At 70.7% G+C, this 1,504-nt stretch carries 1 protein-coding gene; it reads left to right on the top strand.

Annotated elements, in window-relative coordinates; translation table 11 throughout:
* A partial coding sequence (locus ABZY31_RS31215; RefSeq protein WP_356417059.1) for a beta-ketoacyl synthase N-terminal-like domain-containing protein occupies window positions 1-1,504 on the top strand: 1,504 nt, incomplete at both ends.

Genomic DNA, 1,504 nt, shown 5'->3' with positions numbered 1-1,504 from the left:
GTGCTGGATGACGGTGTGCTGGATGCGCTGACGCCGGAGCGGTTCGAGAGCGTGCTGCGGGCCAAGGCCACCTCCGCGCTCAACCTGCACGAGCTGACGGTTGAGCTGGGGATCGAACTCGACGCCTTCGTGCTGTTTTCCTCGATGAGCGGGTCGATCGGCTCGGCGGGTCAGGCTAACTACGCGGCTGCGAATGCCTATTTGGATGGTCTGGCGGAGCAGCGGCGGGCGGCCGGGCTGGCCGCGACGTCCATCGCCTGGGGTCCGTGGGCCGAAGGCGGCATGGCCGCCGACGAGGCGATGGATGCGCGGATGCGGCGCGAGGGTGTGCCGCCGATGGCGCCCGACTCGGCGATCGCCGCTCTGACGCAGGCCGTTGGCTCTTCCGAAGCCGCCCTCACCATCGCGGACATCGACTGGGAGCGCCTCTCCGACGTCGTGGCGGCCGTCCGTCCCAACCCCTCGCTCGCCGACTTCACGCACCGACCCACTGCCGCCGTCACCGGTCAGGGGACCGTGGTCACAGGCGCCGATTTCGCCGGAGGAGCGTTCGCGAAGCTGGCCGGGCTGCCCCGGGCCGAGCAGGAACGCGAACTGCTCGGCCTGGTCCGTACGCACGTCGCCGCGGTCCTCGGGCACGACGGTGTGGAGGCGGTGGGCGCGGAGCGCGCCTTCAAGGAGCTCGGCTTCGACTCCCTGTCCGCGGTAGACCTCCGCAACCGACTCGGCGCGGCCACCGCGCTTCAGCTCCCCACCACCCTCGTCTACGACTACCCCACGGCCTCGGCCCTCGCGGAGTACCTGCGCGGGGAACTGACGGGCGCCGCTCCCGAGGCCGACACCTCCTCGGACCGTGCCGTAGCGGCGGACGAGGACCCGATCGCCATCGTGGCCATGAGCTGCCGCTTCCCCGGCGGTGTGCGGACGCCTGAGCAGCTCTGGCAGCTCCTTTCGGAAGGCACCGACGCCGTCGCCGAGTTCCCCGCCGACCGTGGCTGGGACCTGGACCGACTCTACGCGGCGGCCCCGGACCAGCCCGGGACCTCCTACACCCGCGAAGGCGGCTTCGTCTACGACGCAGCGGACTTCGACGCCGACTTCTTCGGGATCTCGCCCCGCGAGGCCCTTGCGATGGACCCGCAGCAGCGCCTGCTGCTGGAGACCTCCTGGGAGACCTTCGAGCGGGCCGGCATCGACCCCGCCGTGCTCAAGGGCAGCCGCGCCGGTGTCTTCGTCGGCACCAACGGCCAGGACTACCTCTCCTTGGTCGCGGGCGACGCCGAGGGCCTGGAGGGGCACGTCGGTACGGGCAACGCGGCGAGCGTCGTCTCGGGCCGCATCTCGTACGTCTTCGGCCTCGAAGGCCCGGCGATCACGGTCGACACGGCATGCTCGTCCTCGCTGGTCGCCCTGCACCTGGCCGTTCAGGCCCTGCGCCAGGGTGAGTGCACCCAGGGGAGCAGCCCGGGTATGACCGTAAATAGAAACGAAGAGCGAAGTTTTG

Source organism: Streptomyces sp. NPDC006529 (assembly GCF_040611795.1).
Lineage (GTDB): Bacteria > Actinomycetota > Actinomycetes > Streptomycetales > Streptomycetaceae > Streptomyces.
This window is presented reverse-complemented; position numbering and strand designations above follow the sequence as displayed.